Below are 17354 nucleotides of genomic sequence, written 5' to 3'. Positions count from 1 at the left end.
CGCCGAGTGCCCATCAAGCCGCTCTTGGAGTGTGACTCGCAACACATTTCATTACGGCGAGGCAACTTGATCGAGACACGTCGTCGTCAGCTGCGGGCCGATCGATCTACCCCGTGCCGATCACGAAGCCGCTGGCAGCTCCGCTGCGCGACGACCACACCCAGTATCCACACGACCCCGACAATCGGGCCCGCCGCACGCCTATCGGGCACGTTCCGTAGCCGCGACACCACGGACGGGGATTTGCCCCTAGGGGATCACCTTGGTTACTGTCCCCCGGTCCGTTGTCACGGTCTGATCACGAAGGACAACCTTCGGCTGGTTCCCCGACCGGCCCCGGGATCCCCGCCCGGAAACGTGATCCGGCTCCCCGAGACGGAAGGGCAGGCATTGGCTCGACACCGCTCCCCCGGCGGCGAAGAACACTCCCCGGGCTGTGCGGAGGCGTCCCCCGACGACCCCTCCAGCAGTCCGGCGAAGACCCGGGGCTCCTCACCCGCATCGGTCTGGCGCGGCCGCGTGGTCGTCGCCGCCGTCGCAGCCGGCGCCTTCGCGGCCGCCGGGCAGTCGATGGCCGCAGGTGAAGGGCACGCCGCCCCGGACCACGACGACTTCAACCCGTCGGACGCATCGGCCTCGTTCAACACCGCGCTGGCCGACCAGTCCTACACCGGCGTCGGCGGCAGCGCTCCCGCTCCGGCGATGCTCCCGGTCGCGCAGACCACCGACGTCAGCTCCGAGATGGATCAGCTCAAGAAGAGCGAGCGGATCACCCAGGAGCGCGACGCCGCCCGCATCGCCGCCGAGGAGGCGGCGCGGGCCCCGAAGTACGTGCTTCCCGCCGACGGCAGCTTCACCTCCGGTTTCGGTGGCCGCTGGGGCACCACGCACTACGGCATCGACATCGCCAACGCCAAGGGCACCCCGATCTATTCCGTCGCCGACGGAGTCGTGATCGAGGCGGGCCCGGCCAGCGGTTTCGGCCTGTGGGTGCGGGTGCAGCACGAGGACGGCACGATCACCGTCTACGGCCACGTCAACACCATCACGGCCAAGCAGGGCACGAAGGTGAAGGCCGGCGACCAGATCGCCACCATGGGCAACCGCGGCTTCTCCACCGGCCCGCACCTGCACTTCGAGGTGTGGAACACCAGTGGCAAGAAGATCAACCCGCTGCCCTGGATGCAGGCCCGCGGCATCTCGCCCGCGTAGGCATCCCGCGCGAGTTCGGAAGTGGCGTCGACGACCGTCGGCGCCACTTCTGCTTCCAGCCGCCTGAACGCCGAAGTCGCTGAACTCGCCGTGCGCTGGGGAGGTCGGCCCGCGCATCATCCGCCTCGACATCGACCGGCCGCGAGGCTCAGCTATCCGGGTGAGGCGCGGAAGGCGGCTACCGCCTGATCGCCGGCAAGGCCATGCCTCTCCTGTTGCTCGATGGCGAGGAGACCGTGGCCGTTCGTGGCCTGCCTTCGCCTAGTGGCGAGGAACATCGTGCAAGGCATCGGGGGCTGGCCAAGCTCCAACAGGTTCTGCCCTCGCGGCTGCGGCGGGTCAAGGCCCTCGGCTCGACGACCGTGCCGCTGACGCCGGCCAACGCGATCACCGGCCGGAACTTCACCTACCGCGCCGCGAGCAAGCACCTGGTCGAGCCACACCGGCTCTGGCACCTGCGCGAGGACTGGCGGGGCCTTCCGCATCGACCGGATCACCGAGCCCTGTCCGACAGGAGCCCGGACCCGAGTCCCGAAGAGGTCGCCGCCTTCATCGAGCAGCAGCCATTCAGCCTCGCCCCGGCCTACCCCGCGCGCTCCGATCGAGCCTCGGCGATCAGGTCGATCTGGCGCGATCATCGAGGTCAGCTGCCTGTTGCGCAGTGCACGAGCCCGTCGAGCAGGGTCATGACTCACGCTCGCGGTGCCACTTCTGCATCAGCTCAGGGATCTCGGCGCGGAGGAACTCGAAGAACCGGCGGGTCTCGTCCAGGCGTCTCCCGGGCCCCGTCTCCTCTCCCACCGCGGCCACGCCTTCCGCGAGGGTCCGCTCCCAGCCGAGCAGTTCCGCGTCGCGCTGGACGATGCTCGCGTACCAGACGTCGTCGAGCACCCGGTAATGATCGCGCCGCTCGCCAGGACTCCGCTCCCGCACCACCAGCTTGACCTGCACCAGATAGCGGACCGCGCCGGACACCGCCGCCGGGCTCACGTCCAGCACCTCGGCGAGCTCGCTCGCCGTCCGCCGCCCCTCGTCGGCGACCAGCAGGCTCGCGAACACCCGTGCCGCCATGCGCGGGAAGCCGGCGCCGATCAGGTCCAAGGCGAACCGCTCGACGAACCGCAGCACGTCGTCGCCCGCGCGTTCCGCCATGTCCCCATCCTCAGCAACCGTGTCGATCACTCGAAAGATTTTATACGTTTTCTTTATTTCACGACTTTGTGAAACAAGTGTAGCTTGGGCCGCGTGACCGAACAGATCCGGTTTACCGGCGCTCAGCAGACGCTCCTCGGCCCCCTCTACGCCCGGGCCATGGACAACCGCAGGCCCGATCCGGTGCTCGGCGACGAGACGGCGGACCGGCTGCTCGACCGCATCGACTTCGACTTCCACAGGCTGTTGGGCTCGGGAGATCAGATGGCGGTGATCCTGCGGGCCAAGCAACTCGACGACTGGGCGGCGCGCTACCTCGCCGAGCACCCCGACGCGGTGGTGCTGCACCTGGCGTGCGGCCTGGACAGCCGGGCATTCCGGCTCGCCGTACCCGCCGGCGTGCGCTGGTACGACATCGACATGCCCGACGTGATCGAGCTGCGGGACCGCCTCTACCCGCAGGGCCCGGCGAACTACCGCACCATCGCGGCATCGGTGACCGATCGGGACTGGCTCGACGAGATCCCGGCCGGGCGGCCGACTCTGGTCATCGCCGAGGGCCTGACGATGTACCTGACCGAGACGGACGGCATCGACCTGCTGCGCCGGCTGGTCGAGCGCTTCGAAATCGGTGAGATGATCTTCGACGCGGTGCTGCCGTGGACCGTGACTGCCGCGCGCTTCTCCGGGTTCCTGCAGCGAACGGGCGCCTCCTTCCACTGGGGCATCGGCGATCCCCACGCCCTCGAACTGCGCGTGCCCGGCCTCCGGCTGCGGCAGGAACTGCCGATGATGGACCTGCCGGCCGTGGCGAAGATGGGCGCGACCGACCGCACGATCGCGAAGGTCATGAACACCATCCCGCCGCTGCGCAAGGCCATGCGACTGCTGCACTACAGCTTCGAACACCAGGAGCGCGAGAAGGTCCAGCTGACCGGCGCGCAGGCGACGATGCTCGCCACGCTCTACCTGCGCGCGCTGGACAACCGGTCGGCGGACCCGATGCTCGGCGACCGGCACGCCGACGAGGCCGTTCAGCGCATCGACTTCGACTTCGGCAAGTTCAAGTTGCGCGCGCACAACGCCGGTTCCGTGGCGATGCGCGCCAAGGCTCTGGATCGCTGGGTCGAGGAGGCCCTGCGGCCCGGCATGACTGTCCTGCACCTGGGTTGCGGGCTGGACAGCCGCTTCGAGCGGATCAACCCGCCGGAGAGCGTCGAGTGGTACGACATCGACCAGCCCGACGTCATCGAGCTGCGCCGCCGCCTCTTCCCGGAACGCCCGCACCACCACACCATCGCCTCGTCGGTGACCGCGCCCGGCCTGCTCGACGGCATCCCCGGCGACCGGCCGGTCCTGGTGGTCGCCGAAGGGCTCACGATGTACCTGTCCGAAGTGGATGGTCTGGCGCTGCTGCGCCGCGTCATGGGGCATTTCCCCAGCGGAGAGCTGATCTTCGACGCCTTCAGCAGCCTGGGGGTCCGGGTGTCCAACCGCTTCAACCCCGCGGTGGTCCACGCCGGAGCGAGCCTGCACTGGGGCATCGACGAGCCGCGAGCGCTGGAATCCCGCGTTCCCGGGCTGCGGTTCGTCACCGAGTGGTCGTTCACCGACGCGCCGGAACTCGACAGGTACCCGATCCCGGCGCGCGCCGCCATCCGCGCGTCCGGGCGCATCACCGCGATGCGGCGGATGGGCCGGATGCTCCGCTACCGCTTCTGACCCGACGGGCCAGTTCCACGCGCCGGTCGATTGCCTGGTGTCCTCAGCGGGAAACCCGGTGGCATCGAGTTCCCGCCGCCGAGATCCACGAGCTCGCGCGGCTGCTCTGGTGCCGTACGGCAGCGGACGTCTCGCCCGGGCTTGTCGTGGAACGGCGGGCCGCCCGCTGCCGTGGCACGGTTTCGCCAGGAGGTGGTTTGCGATGATCAACGGCGCGCACTTGCTGCTGTTCAGCCGGGACGCCGAACGGGACCGGGCGTTCCTCCGCGACGTGCTCGGGTTCGACTCCGTCGACGCCGGGGACGGGTGGCTGATCTTCGGGCTGCCGCCCGCGGAACTCGCCACCCATCCCACCCACGGCGAGCCCACCTGCGAGCTCTACCTGATGTGCGACGACATCGCCGTCACCATCGGCGAGCTGCAGGAGAGCGGCGTCGAGATCACCCGCCCGGTCAGCAACGAGGGCTGGGGACTGCTCACCGCGCTCCGCCTGCCCAGCGGCGCCGAAATCGGGCTCTACGAACCCAAGCACCCCCGGCCGGCCGGGATGTAGGCGAGGCCGTGCGCGCCGGGCTCGCCACGCCGTTCGATCGGCAGGGTCGCCAGCGTGCTCTGGGTTTCGAGGTCGACGACGGAGACCGTCGAGGATGTCACGGCGGACACGTAGGCGCGCGTACCGTCGGGCGAGGACGTGATGGTGAGCGGGAAGCCGCCGACCTCGACGCTGCCGAGCGGCTCGTAGGTGCCCGGCGCGTAGCTCAGCAGCCGCCCGGCTTGCTGCCGGATGAGGGCCGGGTCGCCGTCGAACCGGAGCCCGCCGACGAGCAGCGTGCCGGTTCTGGTGATGTGGACCGCGAGCACGGGCTCCCCGGTGCGGATCGTCCGGACGATGTCGTTGGTCTCGGTGTCGATCACCTCGATGGCGGTCGGGGCGTCGAGGGTCCCGGCCTTCGGCGTGGCCACGCAAACGTGCTTGCCGTCAGGGGTGACGGCGATTCCTTCGCTGCCCGCGACCGGCACCTGGCGCAGCAGCCGGCCGGCCTCCAGGTCGACCGCCGAGACGAACGGGGCCTCCTTGTTGCTCGCATAGCCGCGACGCCCGTCCGGCGTGATCACGAACCAGTGCGGGCCCGGCGCCTCGGTGTCGATGCGACCGATCTGCTTGCGGGTCTTCGTGTCGAGCACGACCACGCCGCCCGGCCCGGCGGGCCCGGCCTCGACGCTGACGTACAGCCGCCGGTTCTCGGCGTCCAGCGCCAGCCCGTGCGGGCCGTGCTCCGGTGAGAGGTCGATGACCTCGACGATCTCGCGCGCATCAGCGTCGATGACCACCACCTCGTGGGCCCGGCCGGTGTTCTCGCCGTAGTAGCCCGAGTGGTAAGCGATCGTGCAGTACAGGACCCGGTGCTCGGGATCGAAGCAGAGCTCGTGGGGCTCCGAGGGCAGTTCGAGGGTTCCGAGCGACTGGTGGGTGATCGCGTCGTAGAAGCTCACGGTGGGGCCGCTCTGGCTGACCACTGCCAGCACGTCGCCGGTCTGCATGGCCGGTTCTCCTCAGGTCGAAAGGTTCCCGCCGGTGCGGGATCATCTCCACCTTGAGCCGGACAAACCGTTGTCGCGATGGCAAAGCCGGCACGAAATACTTGCCCCGCGCGCAATACTGCTGGTGGCCAACACCCTTCGCGACAGCTGTGACCGACGTCATAATGGAGTTCCAAGTGTCCACAATGGACTTGAACCTGCTGGTGGCACTGGACGCGCTGCTGCACGAGCAAAGCGTGACGCGCGCCGCGGAACAGCTGCAGACCTCGCCCGCGGCCATGAGCCGGACGCTCGGCCGGATCCGCCGCATCCTGCACGATCCGATCCTGGTGCGCGCCGGTCAGAGCATGGTCATGACGCCGTTCGCCGCAGCGATGCGCGACGACGTGCATTCCGTCATCGAGCAATCGCGCACGCTGCTCAGCCGTGGCGCGGCGTTCGACCCCGCCACGCTGTCCCGCACCTTCACCTTGCAGACGAGCGATCTCCTGATCGACGCGCTGACGCCCGGACTGCTCGCGGCGGCCGGGAACGACGCGCCGGGAGTGACGCTGCGGTTCGCCTCCGAAGCCGTCGAGGACACCCGCGCCCTGCGCGACGGTCTGATCGATGTCGAACTCGGGGTGCTCAAGCACCTCGATCCCGAGACCTGCACGGCGCCGTTGACGTCGCTGCGGTTGGTCGGCGCGGTTCGCTCCGAGCATCCGCTGGCTCGCGGCCGGGTCACACCGCAGCGATTCGGCGCGGCCGAGCACATCAGCGTTTCGCGGCGCGGTCACGCGCGGGGGCCGGTGGACGAGCGATTGGCCGAGCTGGGGATCCAGCGGCGAGTCGCGGTCGTGCTGCCCAGCCACACCGCCGCACTACTGCTGGCGCGGGAGACCGATCTCGTCTGCCTGACAACAGAATCCGCAGCACGACGACTCGGGCTGCACACCTTCGAGGTGCCGCTGGACCTCCCGACGCTGGAGGTGGGCATGGCGTGGCATCCCCGCAATGACGCGGATGCGGCCCACCAGTGGTTGCGGGCCCGCATCCGGGACACTGTCGCCAGCCTCGACTCCGCCGGCGGCGCGATTCCCTGACCGGCTCCCGGCAGACACCACGGCAGCGATCTCGATCGCGGGCGCTGCAGGGTTCCGATGCCCTGCAGCGCATTGGAGGTTCAGGAAGCGCCGAAGGCGCGAGCCAGGGCCAGGCTGTCCTCGTACGTGACGTAGCGGGTGATCTTCCCGCCTTCCACCGTGAAGTGGAAGGCGAAGGGTGACGCGAACGGCCTGCCGGTCGCCTTGACGATCTGCCGCATGCGGCCGAGGACGACCGCGTCCGCCCCGTCCACGAGGATGCGCTCCACCGCGAACTCCTCCGGCTGGAGATGCGTGTGCAGCGACGTGAAGAACTCCGCCGCTTCCTCCCGCGTGGCTCGCCGCCCGGTCCAGGGCACGTCGTCCGCACCGTAGATGTCCCACTCGATGCGGTCGGCGAAGAGGTCGGCCAACGAGCCGATCTCGCCGTCGCCCAGTCGGCGGTAGAACTCGTCCACGACTGCCCGGGTTTCGCTCACGACGCGCCTCACAAGGTTGTGCTTCCTGCTATCGCAGTACCAAACCTCGGCCGGCCGCCGGGTATTCCACCGCGCCGCAAGAATTGTCTACTCAGGACACCGGGCGGCTCGCCGGGTCAGAGCTTGCTGATCGGCACGCTGCCGATCAGCATCAGGCGCACCGTGCCGGAGCTGCCGAAGTCGATCGTCGCGGTGGCCCGCGGCCCCTCACCCTCGGTGGACAGCACCGTGCCCAGGCCGTACTTGTCGTGGGTGACCCGGTCGCCGGCCGCCAGCTTGATGGCGACCGTGTCCTTCCAGCCCTTCATGCCGGTGCTGCGCATGCCGCGCTCCGCCAGCCCCGCCTGGGCGGAATCCGACCCGGTGCGGTCGAAACCGCCGCGGCTGCCCCAGGTGCTGCGCACCTGCGGGGCGGCTCGCTCCGGTTCGATCCGGCGCCAGTGCATCAGCTCGTCCGGGATCTCGGTGAGGAACCGGGACGCCGGGTTCGTCATCGGCTGCCCCCACGCCGAGCGCATGAGCGCCCGCGACAGGTACAGCCGCTGCCGGGCACGGGTGATGCCCACGTACGCCAGCCGCCGTTCCTCCGCCAGCTCGGCCGGGTCGCCGAGCGCCCGCGAGTGCGGGAACACGCCGTCCTCCCAGCCGGTGCAGAACACGACCGGGAACTCCAGGCCCTTCGCGGTGTGCAGGGTCATCAGGGTGACGACCCCGTCCCCGGACTCCGGCAGCGAATCCGCGTCCGCCACCAGCGAGACGCGCTCCAGGAACGCCGACAGCGAGTCGTCCGCGGGCAGCCCCAGCGCCGCCTCCTCGGCGTCCTCCGCCGCCGGCACCGCCTCCGAGACGACCGCCTCGGCCGACGGATCGACCTCGGCCGCGGACTCGCCGACCGGCGCTCCCGCCAGGGTCTCGGTGAACTCCCGCGCGACCGTCACGAGCTCGGTCAGGTTCTCCACCCGCGTCGCGTCCTGCGGATCGTCGCTGGCTTCCAGTTCGGCGCGGTAGCCGGTGCTCTCCAGCACCTTCTCCAGGATCTCGGCGACATCGGACTCCGCCGCGACCGCCTGGAGCTCGTCGAGCAGCGCCACGAAGCCCGCGATGGCGTTCCGGGCCCGCGTGTTGAGCAGCGGAACCTGTCCGGCCGCCGCCTTCCGCAGCGCGGCGGCGAACGAGATCCGCTCCTGCTCGGCGTGCACGGCGACCACGGCCTCCGCCCGGTCTCCGATGCCGCGCTTGGGCACGTTGAGGATGCGGCGCAGGCTGACCGTGTCGTCCGGGTTGTCCAGCACTCGCAGGTAGGCCAAGGCGTCCCGGACCTCGCGTCGCTCGTAGAAGCGGACGCCGCCGACCACCCGGTAGGGCAGGCCCAGCCGGATGAACACCTCCTCGAACACCCGGGACTGGTTGTTCGTCCGGTAGAACACCGCGATGTCGTTGAACGTCGCGTCGCCCTCGTCCACCAGCCGATCGATCTCGCCGGCGACGAACGCACCCTCGTCGTGCTCGTTGTCCGCGACGTAGCCGACGATCCGCTCGCCGTCCCCGGCATCGCTCCACAGCCGCTTGTCGCGCCGGTTCGGGTTGCGCCGGATCACCGAGTTGGCCGCGGACAGGATCGTCTGCGTGGAGCGGTAGTTCTGCTCCAGCAGGATCGTCCTGGCCTGCGGGTAGTCGCGTTCGAACTCCTCGATGTTGCGGATCGTCGCGCCCCGGAAGGCGTAGATCGACTGGTCGGCGTCACCGACCACGCACAGCTCCGCCGGCTCGACGCCGCCGTCGGTCGTCCCGGTGCCGACCAGCTCGCGCACCAGCACGTACTGCGCGTGGTTGGTGTCCTGGTACTCGTCGACCAGCACGTGTCGGAAGCGCCGCCGGTAGTACTCCGCGACCGCCGGGTGGTCCTGCAGCAGCTCCACCGTGCGCATGATCAGGTCGTCGAAGTCCATCGCGTTGGACTCGACCAGCCGGCGCTGGTAGCCCGCGTAGACCTGGGCGACCTTGCGCTCCATGTCGTTGCCCGCCTGCTCGGCGGCGGCCTCCGGGGTCAGCAGCTCGTTCTTCAGGTTCGAGATGTGCACCGCGAGCGTGCGCGCCGGATAGCGCTTGGAGTCCAGGTCCTGCTCCCGCGCGATCATGGTGATCAGCCGCCGGGAGTCGTCCGAGTCGTAGATCGAGAAGTTGGACGACAGCCCCAGGTTCTTGGCCTCACGGCGCAGCACCCGGACGCACATGGAGTGGAACGTCGAAACCCACATCACGTTGGCCCGCCGACCCACCAGATCGACGACGCGTTCCTTCATCTCGGCCGCGGCCTTGTTGGTGAAGGTGATCGCCATGATCTGGCCCGGGTGCACGCCACCCGCGAGCAGGTGGGCGATCCGGTTGGTCAGCACCCGCGTCTTGCCCGACCCGGCGCCGGCCACCACGAGCAGCGGCGAGCCGGTGTGCACCACCGCGTCACGCTGCTGCGGGTTCAGGCCGTTGAGCAGGGCGTCCGGATCCGGGCCGGACCGCGAGGCGCGCCCGGATTCGTCCGACTGCGGCGATCCGTGCTGCGGAAGATCGCTCTGCCACTGGAGGTCGAGTGGGGTGCTCATCGTTGCTCCACGTTACCGGCGTGCCCGGACAAAACCCGAATCCCGGTGCCCGAACCGGACGCGCGGATCGGCTCGCCAGGCGGTTCGGACACCGACACCCGAGGCCCGGAGCCGAATCCGGCCCACCGACGGCGTGCCCGGCGCAGCTCTGGCCCAATCCCCGGCCGCGAAACTCAGGGACCGCCCCGGGACTTACCCCGATCCCCCGCGCGCGGCCGGCCTGGAAGGTGAGTTCCGACCGCCGAAACCGCCACGGAAACGGAACGCGCCCCATGGAGCTGATCAGCCAGATCGATGCCGCGATCCGGGAGTTCATCGCGTGGGCCGCGACGCTGAACCCGTGGCTGTGCGTGCTGCTGGCGCTGGTCCTGCTGTCATTGGAAACCTCCCTCTTCATCGGTTTGCTGATCCCCGGCGAGGCGACGCTGCTGCTCACCATCGCCGTCCTCGGCGCCCGGTGGGCACCGGCGCTGTTCGGCGCGGCCGTGCTGGGCAACGTCATCGGACAGAGCGGGGGTTACTGGCTGGGCCGCCTGATCGGCCCCGGGCTCCGCAACACGTGGGTCGGGCGCAAGATCGGGGCGCGCCGCTGGCAGGCCGCCGAGGCGGTCGTGCACGACACCGGCGGGCGCGCGCTGATCACGACGCGATTCGTCGCCGTGGTGCACGCCGTGGTCCCGGCGGTGGTCGGCACGCTGCGGCTGCCGTACCGCCGTTTCCTGGTGCTCTCGGCGGCCGCCGGCGCGCTGTGGTCGGCGGTGCAGACCATCGTCGCGGTGGCGCTCGGCGAGGCCGCCCGGGCGGTCGGCTACGGCTGGACGGTGCTCGCGCTGACCTGTGCCGGTGGCCTTGCGGCGGGCATCTTCGTGATCCGCAGCGCGCGTCGGCAGTCCGCGCGGAGGGCGGCGGGACGGACCGGCGCGGACGCCGCCGGGAGTCTTGGCCGGAGTGCTGGTCGGGACGCTGGCCTGCAGCGGATTCGGTCGTCATGACTCCAAGATCCGCGCTGCTCCCGGCACATTTCCACCGAATAACTCGAACTGGTGATCGACAACCGCCATTGTCCATCCGTTGGGATGATGGGCCCACCTCATGGCCAGGCCGATACCGGCTGTGGCAGACTGGTCGCGTGCGAACGCAGACCTACGAGTTTTTCTACGGGCCCGGGACTCCGGCGCCCGTAGCTGCGTGAGCTCAAAAACCACTACGACGCCCCGGGGTCCTCGGACTCGGGGCGTTCGCGCGTTCCGGGGGCCGGGGACGGGGCCGAATCCGGAGGAAAACGCCCGATGAACGCCACTGTGGACGGTGACCAGCCGAAGTCCGAGCCCGCCTCGGCCACGCAGGCCGCCGCGGAGGCCATCAGCAACTTCCGCGACGAGATCGACTACCTGGACGCCGAGATCCTGCGCCTGGTCAAGCGCCGCGCCGAGGTCTCCCGACAGGTCGGCCAGGCCCGCATGGCGGCCGGCGGACCGCGCATCGTCTACAACCGCGAGATGGACGTGCTCGCCCGCTACCGGGAACTCGGCCCGGAGGGCCGTGAGCTCGCGATGATCCTGCTGCGCCTGGGCCGCGGCCGCCTCGGCCACTGACACGACCGTTCTCAGTCCCGTTTCCGACGGCGAACGTGCTGGTGGGCAGCCCAGGGCCGCCCACCAGCCCGGCGGGAAGAGCTCAGTGCGAGGTCCAACCGCCGTCGATCGGGAACGACGCCCCGGTGATCGACGTGGTGCCCGGGCCGCACAACCACACCGCCAGCTCGGCGACCTCCGCCGGCTCCACCAGGCGCTTGATCGGCGTGCGGGCCAGCAGCACGTCTTCGAGGACCTGGTCCTCCGGCACCCGCAGGAGTTCCGCCTGGTCGGCGATCTGACGCTCCACCAGCGGAGTCCGCGCGAAGCCCGGGCAGACGCAGTTGGAGGTCACCCCGTGCGCGGCGCCTTCCAGCGCGGTCGCCTTGGACAGCCCTTCGATCGCGTGCTTCGCGGTCACGTAGGCGCTCTTGAACGGCGACGCGCGCAGCCCGTGCACGGACGAGATGTTGACGATCCGCCCCCAGCCGCGGTCGTACATGCCCGGCAGCGCGGCGCGCACGATCCGGAACGGCGCCTCCACCATCACCCGCAGCATCGCGCTGAAGGTGTCGGCGGGGAACCGGTGGATCGGCGCGACGTGCTGGAAACCGGCGTTGTTGACCACGATGTCCACCCGTTCGCCGAGCGCCGCGGCGGCGTCGAGGTCGGCCAGGTCGACGATCCTGGCCTCGGCGTCGATCTCGGCCGCGATGTCCTCGACCTTGGCCGCCCGGTCCACGGCGATGACCTCTGCGCCGGCCGCCGCCAGCCGGCGGGCCACCGCCGCGCCGATCCCGCTCGCCGCACCCGTGACGAGTGCTCGCTTGTCCCCCAGATCCAGGCCGTTGGTGCTGGATCGCGCAGAGCTCGCACCAACCGACCCGGCCAACCGATCGCTCATAGCCTGAGAACCTAAGGCGTGAGTCCCATCTCAATCCAGGGTCAAACCACAACCTTTTCCACCGGCCGCCGCGGCAGTGCGGCTGACCGGGCGTTTTTCGCAGTAGTGCATTCGGCGGATCTTCCGGCGGCACCCCGGAGCCCCCGGGATTCCGCCCACCCGCGACCCGCGCGCGGCATATCCGGGATATCACCCATACCGGGCACGGCGGAAACAAGGCAGACTGTGGTCATGGGTGTTCTTGGTCTTGTGGCCTTTCTCGTGACGCTGGCCGGGGTGCTCGTCGCCGCCGGGCACGCGGGCTACCTCGCGATGCTGACGTCGGCCGCGAAGAAGCGCGCCGGCGGCCAGCCCGCCGTGGACTTCGCCCGGAAGCGGTTCCCGATCGCCGGCGTCGGCCTGGGCGTGACGCTGCTGGCGCTGCTGATCAGCTCCGGCGACTCGGCCGGGGCGGACATCTTCGCGATGATCCTCGGCGGCGGCGGCGGTGTCGCCTCGCTCAAGGCGCTGCAGTCGACGCAGGGCAGGTTCCGCAGCGGGCAGTTCTGATCGGACGCTCAGCACGCTGAGCAGTCATATGCCAGATCAACATTGGGCCTTTCGGTGTACTCATTCACACCGAAAGGCCTCTTTGATCACCATGCGTGATTGAGCGACCCCGGACCGGAGTCATTGCGCCCGCCCCTTAGGCTGTGACCATGACCACGTCGCCGGAAACGTCCTCGACACTCCGCGCCCTGGTGGTCACCGCCCACCCCGACGACGTCGACTTCGGGTCGGCGGGCACCGTCGCGTCCTGGGTCGCCGACGGCGTGCAGGTCGCCTACTGCGTGTGCACCGCAGGCGATGCAGGCGGCTTCGACGACACCCCGCGCGAGGACATGCCGCGCATCCGGCAGGACGAGCAGCGGGCCGCCGCGGCCGCCGTCGGCGTCTCCGACGTGCGCTTCCTCGGCTACCGGGACGGGCAGGTCGTCGCGGACCTGCAGTTGCGCCGGGACATCACCAAGGTGATCCGCGAGGTCCGCCCGCACCGGGTCATCAGCCACTCCCCGGAGATCAACTGGGCGCACCTCCCGACGTCGCACCCGGACCACCGAGCTGTCGGCGAGGCGACCCTGGCCGCGATCTACCCGGACGCGCGCAACGGTTTCGCCCACCCCGAGCTGCTGCGGGAAGGACTGGAGCCGTGGACGGTGCGCGAGCTGTGGATGTCGGAGTCGCCCGAAGAGCGGATCAACCACGCGGTCGACATCACCGATCACTTCGACGCGAAGCTCGCGGCGCTGGCCGCGCACCGGTCGCAGACCGCGCACCTCGACGACCTGCAGGGCATGATCCGGCGACACCTGGCACGAACGGCCGAGCGGCACGGCATGGCCGGCCGGCTCGCCGAGGCATTCCACGTTGTCGACACGTCGTGAACTCCCCGCGAGTGGCAGAAAGTCGAGATCTCCGATGCACAGCGGCAGAACCCTCGGCTGGAGCGGCCAGCTCGACTGGCCGCCGACGCCGGAACCGCCCACGCACGGCCGGCACCGGGTCGGGCCCCCGGTGTCGTGGACACCGGCGGTCCGCCCGCGCCGGCCGGCGCACGCGCTAGGCGCGCGGCTGACGACCGACCCGCTGGTCGACACCATGCCGGTGGGCGGGCTGCACAAGTTCGACCTGGGCATGGTCCCGGCGTCGGTCACCCCGCCGCGGACCTGGCGGCAGGCGGCCTGGTTCGCGATCGCCTCGTCGGCCGCCGCGCTGGGCGGGCTGATGTTCGCCACCACGCTGCTGGCCGGCGGGTCGACGACCATCGAGGGCTTGGAGCTGCCGAGCATGCCTCGCGGGGAGTACCCGCCGGTGCCGCCGACGGATCCGTACTACCTGACCGGCGACCCGACCCGGCCCGAGGCGGTGCGAGCGACGGGTTCGGTGCAGCCGCTGCCTCCCCTGCAGCCATCGCCGCCGATGGCCACGCCGGGGGGCATCCCGTTCCCCCCGAACCCGATCGGCAGCTCCGCCCCGGGCGCTCCCGGCCCGCCGACCTCCGGCACCACCCCGGCGACGCCCAGCCCGACGCGGACGTCGGAGCGGCCGAATCTGCTGTTCGCCGACACCGGGCCGGTCAAGCGGCGCGGCGAGGAGTACTACGCCGCGATCGGCCGCGGCGACCTGCGAAGCGCATACGCGCTGACCACCGGGTCGCTGCACGCCGAGGGCTACGAGGCGTTCGCCGCGAGGTATTCGGGCGCCAAGTCGGTCGAGGTCGTCGAGAGCTACGCGACCCCGACCAGCACGCTGCACACCGTCCGGCTGACGATGGCGGACGGCACGGTGCAGACGCAGCGCCGGGAGCTGCGGTACACGATGGAGGACGAGCCGCTGATCACCTCCGACGAGCGGATCGCCTGATCACTGCTCGTGATCCGCTGCTCCGTTCGAGTCCTCGCGCGCACCCCTTCCGGTGAACTCCGCGGTAAGCCTTTCGCGATCCGAACGTCGGCGCGGTACGAGTTCTACGGCGAACTCATGAGGGCGGGCGAGCGAGTGCAGCAACATCCTTCGACCAGCAGGCGGCGCGGCGGTGCGGGCACGATCACCGTGGCCGAGTTGATCAAGCGCGAGCCGCTGTCACCGGAGCACGAGCGGATCGCCGACGAACTGCTCAAGATGCCCGACCCCGCTGCCGACGCACCCCCGCTGCGCAGCCGGATCGCCTTCGGCGTACTGGGCACCCTGCTGCTGCTCGTATCCGCCGCGATCGGCGCGAGGCTCGCCGCGCAGCCCGCCGCCGCGCCGCGTCCGGTCTCCTCCGCCGCCCCGATCACCGGTGTGCTGGCGCTGCGCCCGGATCTGGTCCGGGCAGCCGGCTGGCCGTTCGACGCCAACGGCGGTTTCGCCGCGGCGGCCGGCTTCGGCGGGGCCGACGATGCGCCGGAAGCCGTGGAGCAGGGCACCGCGAACCCCGCGGCCGGCAGTCACGAATCGGCGCTCAACCTGGTCGACGAGTTCTACCGCCGCCTGGACCACGACCCGGGCTCGGCCGTTTCGCTGGCCGCGCCGGAGCTGCTCGCCGGGCAGCAGGCGGCGCTGGTAAGCGCCTGGCAGGCGGTCGAATCGACGCAGCTGCAGGTTCGGACCTCCTCGGCCGGGGTGGTGCTGGCCGAGGTCAAGGCCCGCTATCCGGACGGGCACCGGGTGGTGCTGCGCCAGCTGCTCACCGTCGAATCCGACGCCTCCCCGCGGATCGTCGGGGCCGAACTGCTCGGTGCCCGGCACATCGCGCCCCGATGAACCGTGACCGGCCGCGCACAACAATGCGGCAACGACCCGAGCCCCCTGAAACGCCCGCCGCCGTACCAGGATGAACCGGACGCACCGATATCGTTGCCCAGCGCAACCGGTGTGCCGCCCGATCGGGACGTCGCCCGCGGCCCCCCAGGACCGACATCACCAGCGGAAACGACTGTGAGGAGAATCCGGTTCGGCCGACCGCGCGGGAGCGCCGGCGTACCGTCGGATCCGGTTGCACGGATCTTTCGACTTCGGGCCTACGCCGACCTGGCGTCGGCTAGGCTCCCGTATCGCGGTTGGGTTCGAGACGTTCGACGAGCCCGAACCGCGAGGAGAACGTGTACATGTCGGAGGGCCGGAGCCGGTCCGCCAAATCCGCCGATGTTCGGTGGGGCCGTACCCGGGACCATTATCCCCGGGATTCGCGGTGCCTGCTGAGCATCGATAGCAGTACGGGGAGACGTCGGTGAGCGACGAAGGTCGCCTGGTCGCCGGACGCTACCGAGTGCAGCGACGCATCGGCAGTGGCGCGATGGGCGTGGTGTGGGAGTGTGTCGACGAACGCCTGCACCGCACGGTCGCGGTCAAGCAGTTGTTGCTGCAGCCCGGATTGGATCCGGGTGAGGCCGAGGAAGCGCGGCAGCGGGCAATGCGGGAAGGCCGGATCGCGGCCCGACTCCAGCACCCGAACGCGATCTCGGTCTACGACGTGGCCGAGGACGAGGGTCAGCCGGTCCTGGTCATGGAGTACCTGCCCTCCGTCAGCCTGGCCGGGATGATGTCCGATCACGGGCCGCTGCCGCCGCGCGAGGTGGCGCGGATCGGCGCGCAGGTCGCGTCGGCGCTGGGTGCGGCGCACGCCGCCGGTGTCGTGCACCGCGACATCAAGCCCGGCAACATCCTGCTCGGCGACAACGGCCAGGTGAAGATCACCGACTTCGGCATCTCGCGGGCCCAGGGCGACGTGCAGGTCACCAAGACCGGGATGCTCGCGGGCACGCCCGCCTACCTCTCGCCCGACGTGGCGATGGGCCAGGAGCCGACGCCCGCGTCCGACGTGTTCTCGCTCGGCGCCACGCTGTACGCGGCGATCGAGGGCCACCCGCCGTTCGGGCTCAACGAGAACACCCTCGCGCTGCTGCACGCGGTGGCGGCCGGGAAGATCGAACCGCCCCGGCAGGCCGGCCCGATGGCGCAGCCGCTGATGGCGATGATGGCCGCCCGCGTCGAGGACCGGCCGGACATGCCGCAGGTCCGGGACATGCTGCAGTCGGTCGCCGACGGCGGCTCGGTGACGTCGATCCCCACCATGGCGGCGCCGATCCCGCCCGCGCTGGCTCCGGAGTCCAGCCAGCCCGAGATGGCCCCGACCAGCGTCGTCGGCTCGCAGGGCACCACCGTCGCGTACTACGAGGAAGAGCCCTACTCGGAGCAGTCGTACGAGGACGCCACCTCGTACATGGGTTCCGACACCCGCGGCGATGCGGCGATCTACGAGAAGCCGCGCAAGAACAAGCGGCCCGTGGTCATCTCGGGCATCGCGCTGGTGGCCGTCGCGGTGATCGCGGTCCTGGTGACCTCGGCGCTGATGAACAGCCAGAAGCCGCCGGAGAACACCGGGAACCCGACGACCTCGGAGATGAACCCGCTCCCGCCGCCGCCGGTGGCGGAGACCACCTCCGAACAGGAGCCGACCAACACGCGGACCAACACGCCGACGACGTCGAAGCCGACGACGCAGACGCAGGAGCCGACGACGAGGCCGACCACGAAGCCGACGACGAAGCCGACGACTCCGC

Annotated in this window: 16 protein-coding genes; 11 read left to right on the top strand and 5 right to left on the bottom strand. The window is 70.4% G+C overall.

The genetic code is table 11. The features are described 5' to 3' along the window. The first annotated feature begins 390 nt into the window (after positions 1 to 390). Positions 391 to 1212, top strand: coding sequence for a M23 family metallopeptidase (locus ACWEV3_RS29185; protein ID WP_452616945.1), 822 nt, complete (start codon positions 391 to 393; stop codon positions 1210 to 1212). Between the two features lie 684 nt (positions 1213 to 1896). Here ACWEV3_RS29185 and ACWEV3_RS29180 read toward each other — a convergent pair. Further along, positions 1897 to 2364, bottom strand: coding sequence for a GbsR/MarR family transcriptional regulator (locus ACWEV3_RS29180; protein ID WP_452616944.1), 468 nt, complete (start codon positions 2362 to 2364; stop codon positions 1897 to 1899). Between the two features lie 93 nt (positions 2365 to 2457). On the opposite strand from ACWEV3_RS29180, the gene ACWEV3_RS29175 reads away from it, so the two are divergent. After that, a complete protein-coding gene (locus ACWEV3_RS29175) occupies positions 2458 to 4086 on the top strand; it encodes a class I SAM-dependent methyltransferase (RefSeq protein WP_452616943.1) in 1629 nt (542 codons plus the stop codon). 202 nt (positions 4087 to 4288) lie between these two features. Further along, on the top strand, positions 4289 to 4639 hold the full coding sequence (locus ACWEV3_RS29170) for a VOC family protein (protein WP_452616942.1): 351 nt from the start codon (positions 4289 to 4291) through the stop codon (positions 4637 to 4639). Here ACWEV3_RS29170 and ACWEV3_RS29165 read toward each other — a convergent pair. After that, positions 4603 to 5628, bottom strand: coding sequence for a YncE family protein (locus ACWEV3_RS29165; protein WP_452616941.1), 1026 nt, complete (start codon positions 5626 to 5628; stop codon positions 4603 to 4605). The two genes, ACWEV3_RS29170 and ACWEV3_RS29165, sit on opposite strands and share 37 nt — an antisense overlap. Before the next feature lie 185 nt (positions 5629 to 5813). On the opposite strand from ACWEV3_RS29165, the gene ACWEV3_RS29160 reads away from it, so the two are divergent. Then, positions 5814 to 6713: a LysR substrate-binding domain-containing protein gene (locus ACWEV3_RS29160; RefSeq protein WP_452617040.1), complete on the top strand. Its 900-nt coding sequence runs from the start codon at positions 5814 to 5816 to the stop codon at positions 6711 to 6713. Positions 6714 to 6793: 80 nt separating this feature from the next. On the opposite strand, the gene ACWEV3_RS29155 is transcribed toward ACWEV3_RS29160, so the two are convergent. Further along, on the bottom strand, positions 6794 to 7192 hold the full coding sequence (locus ACWEV3_RS29155; RefSeq protein ID WP_452616940.1) for a nuclear transport factor 2 family protein: 399 nt from the start codon (positions 7190 to 7192) through the stop codon (positions 6794 to 6796). Positions 7193 to 7308: 116 nt separating this feature from the next. Beyond that, positions 7309 to 9792 (bottom strand): UvrD-helicase domain-containing protein, encoded by a 2484-nt coding sequence (locus tag ACWEV3_RS29150; RefSeq protein WP_452616939.1) that lies wholly within the window; start codon positions 9790 to 9792, stop codon positions 7309 to 7311. Positions 9793 to 10064: 272 nt separating this feature from the next. On the opposite strand from ACWEV3_RS29150, the gene ACWEV3_RS29145 reads away from it, so the two are divergent. After that, positions 10065 to 10784: a DedA family protein gene (locus ACWEV3_RS29145; RefSeq protein WP_452616938.1), complete on the top strand. Its 720-nt coding sequence runs from the start codon at positions 10065 to 10067 to the stop codon at positions 10782 to 10784. A 297-nt stretch (positions 10785 to 11081) separates the two neighbouring features. After that, positions 11082 to 11387 carry a chorismate mutase gene (locus ACWEV3_RS29140; protein WP_358580699.1) on the top strand — a complete coding sequence of 102 codons (306 nt, stop codon included), beginning with the start codon at positions 11082 to 11084 and terminating at the stop codon, positions 11385 to 11387. A gap of 82 nt (positions 11388 to 11469) precedes the next feature. On the opposite strand, the gene ACWEV3_RS29135 is transcribed toward ACWEV3_RS29140, so the two are convergent. Next, entirely contained in the window at positions 11470 to 12270 is an 801-nt protein-coding gene (locus ACWEV3_RS29135) for a 3-hydroxybutyrate dehydrogenase (protein WP_452616937.1), read from the bottom strand. A gap of 231 nt (positions 12271 to 12501) precedes the next feature. On the opposite strand from ACWEV3_RS29135, the gene ACWEV3_RS29130 reads away from it, so the two are divergent. From ACWEV3_RS29130 to ACWEV3_RS29110, 5 genes are all read left to right on the top strand, one after another. Beyond that, the gene (locus ACWEV3_RS29130; protein WP_452616936.1) at positions 12502 to 12819 is read left to right on the top strand and encodes a hypothetical protein; all 318 of its coding nucleotides are present in this window, start codon (positions 12502 to 12504) and stop codon (positions 12817 to 12819) included. 149 nt (positions 12820 to 12968) lie between these two features. After that, positions 12969 to 13694, top strand: coding sequence for a PIG-L deacetylase family protein (locus tag ACWEV3_RS29125; protein WP_452616935.1), 726 nt, complete (start codon positions 12969 to 12971; stop codon positions 13692 to 13694). Between the two features lie 34 nt (positions 13695 to 13728). After that, the gene (locus ACWEV3_RS29120; RefSeq protein WP_452616934.1) at positions 13729 to 14673 is read left to right on the top strand and encodes a hypothetical protein; all 945 of its coding nucleotides are present in this window, start codon (positions 13729 to 13731) and stop codon (positions 14671 to 14673) included. Between the two features lie 189 nt (positions 14674 to 14862). Beyond that, positions 14863 to 15555: a hypothetical protein gene (locus ACWEV3_RS29115; protein WP_452616933.1), complete on the top strand. Its 693-nt coding sequence runs from the start codon at positions 14863 to 14865 to the stop codon at positions 15553 to 15555. A 466-nt stretch (positions 15556 to 16021) separates the two neighbouring features. Next, the coding region (locus ACWEV3_RS29110) for a serine/threonine-protein kinase (protein ID WP_452616932.1) at positions 16022 to 17354 on the top strand (1333 nt) is incomplete at its 3' end.

This window comes from Saccharopolyspora sp. NPDC003752 (assembly GCF_053605825.1).
Note: the sequence above shows the minus strand (reverse complement) of the source record. Positions and strands in the feature narration are given on the sequence as shown.

What these genes read in the sequence shown, in the direction of transcription:
- ACWEV3_RS29180 (WP_452616944.1), bottom strand. Translation starts at nt 2,364, where the DNA reads ATGGCGGAACGCGCGGGCGACGACGTGCTGCGGTTCGTCGAGCGGTTC.
- ACWEV3_RS29170 (WP_452616942.1), top strand. Translation starts at nt 4,289, where the DNA reads ATGATCAACGGCGCGCACTTGCTGCTGTTCAGCCGGGACGCCGAACGG.
- ACWEV3_RS29165 (WP_452616941.1), bottom strand. Translation starts at nt 5,628, where the DNA reads ATGCAGACCGGCGACGTGCTGGCAGTGGTCAGCCAGAGCGGCCCCACC.
- ACWEV3_RS29160 (WP_452617040.1), top strand. Translation starts at nt 5,814, where the DNA reads ATGGACTTGAACCTGCTGGTGGCACTGGACGCGCTGCTGCACGAGCAA.
- ACWEV3_RS29150 (WP_452616939.1), bottom strand. Translation starts at nt 9,792, where the DNA reads ATGAGCACCCCACTCGACCTCCAGTGGCAGAGCGATCTTCCGCAGCAC.
- ACWEV3_RS29145 (WP_452616938.1), top strand. Translation starts at nt 10,065, where the DNA reads ATGGAGCTGATCAGCCAGATCGATGCCGCGATCCGGGAGTTCATCGCG.
- ACWEV3_RS29140 (WP_358580699.1), top strand. Translation starts at nt 11,082, where the DNA reads ATGAACGCCACTGTGGACGGTGACCAGCCGAAGTCCGAGCCCGCCTCG.
- ACWEV3_RS29135 (WP_452616937.1), bottom strand. Translation starts at nt 12,270, where the DNA reads ATGAGCGATCGGTTGGCCGGGTCGGTTGGTGCGAGCTCTGCGCGATCC.
- ACWEV3_RS29130 (WP_452616936.1), top strand. Translation starts at nt 12,502, where the DNA reads ATGGGTGTTCTTGGTCTTGTGGCCTTTCTCGTGACGCTGGCCGGGGTG.
- ACWEV3_RS29125 (WP_452616935.1), top strand. Translation starts at nt 12,969, where the DNA reads ATGACCACGTCGCCGGAAACGTCCTCGACACTCCGCGCCCTGGTGGTC.
- ACWEV3_RS29120 (WP_452616934.1), top strand. Translation starts at nt 13,729, where the DNA reads ATGCACAGCGGCAGAACCCTCGGCTGGAGCGGCCAGCTCGACTGGCCG.